Origin of the sequence: Mesorhizobium sp. M1A.F.Ca.IN.020.06.1.1 (assembly GCF_004023265.1) — a bacterium.
Lineage (GTDB): Bacteria > Pseudomonadota > Alphaproteobacteria > Rhizobiales > Rhizobiaceae > Mesorhizobium.
Genome location: NZ_RZSR01001300.1, coordinates 1 through 1,284 on the forward strand (window position 1 = coordinate 1; position 1,284 = coordinate 1,284).

Annotated in this window: 2 protein-coding genes; both read right to left on the reverse strand. The window is 66.1% G+C overall.

What is annotated here, in order from left to right:
• On the reverse strand, positions 1–501 hold a 501-nt coding region (locus EOA60_RS33455), incomplete at its 3' end, for an FAD-binding protein (protein ID WP_128312645.1).
• A 286-nt stretch (positions 502–787) separates the two neighbouring features.
• The coding region (locus EOA60_RS33460) for a DUF3422 family protein (protein ID WP_128312646.1) at positions 788–1,284 on the reverse strand (497 nt) is incomplete at its 5' end.

The following is a 1,284-nucleotide window of genomic DNA, read 5'->3' on the forward strand; positions in this document are numbered from 1 at the left end:
GTGCACGCCGCCGGAATTCTCCGCGACATTGCCGCCGATCGAGCAGGCGATCTGGGAGGATGGATCGGGGGCATAGTAAAAGCCCTCCTGCTCGACGGCGGTGGTGATGCCGAGATTGGTGACGCCCGGCTGGGCGACGACGACACGGTTCGGATAGTCGATCGCGAGGATGCGGTTGAAGCGGCTCATCACCAGAAGCACGGCATCTTCGAGCGGCAGCGCGCCGCCCGACAGCGACGTGCCGGAACCGCGCGGCACGACGCGGATGTTGCGCTCGTTGCAATATTTCAGCACGCGGGAGACCTGCGCCACCGTCTCGGGCAGCACGACGACGAGCGGCAGTTGGCGGTAGGCGGTCAGGCCGTCGCTCTCGAAGGCGCGCATCTCGGTGGCCGTGTCGACAACGCCCTCGCCCGGCACGATGATGCGCATGTCGGCGACGATCTCGGCGCGCTTGCGCAGCGTCCCGGCATCTGGCTTGGGCATGGCAAGGCCGGACATCGAAGCCTCCTCCACTCGACTGGTCAAAATCTTTTACCAGCCGGGAGCATTCCTTGCAAACGCTGCTTTGGTCGAAATCGGATGGCGAACGACGGCCGAGCTTTCGCAGCGGCAATCTGCCGCTGGCTTCTGCCCGCTTGAGGGACCCTCGAGGGGAGATGGCCGCGAAGCGGTCAGGGGTTCGCCTCACGTAACCGCCGGCTCGTCTGGCGTCGAGGAAGATCCTGGAGCTTCTCGCGCCGCGGCCCCCTGTTGTCTTCGGGAAATCTCCCGGTCGAGGGGAAGTTTACTCGCCCGGATGCTTGGCCGGCTCGGAGTGCATCCTGCGCACGCGGCGCACGCCCCACCAGACGAGCAGGATGGCGACCGGCACCGAAGCCGCGGTGACGACTTCCGGCGGGAAGGCATGGCCGAAGCTCGACGCGCCTTTGGCGACATAGCCGATGAGGCCGACGACATAATAAGAGACGGCAGCGACGGAGAGACCTTCGACCGTCTGCTGCAGGCGCAACTGCAGCCTGGCGCGATTGTTCATCGAGGCCAGCAGGTCGCGGTTCTGCTTCTCGACGTCGACATCGACCCAGGTGCGCAGCAACGTGGTGGCGCGGGTGAGTTTTCGCGAGAGGTTCGCCTGGCGCTCCTCCACCGAGCGGCAGGTTCGCATCGCCGGCGCCATGCGCCGCTGCAGGAAGCCTGCCCAGGTGTCGTAGCCCTGTACCGACTCCTCATCCAGCGCCTGGAGGCGCTGGATGAGGAGTCGGTACAGGGCTACGACACCTGGGC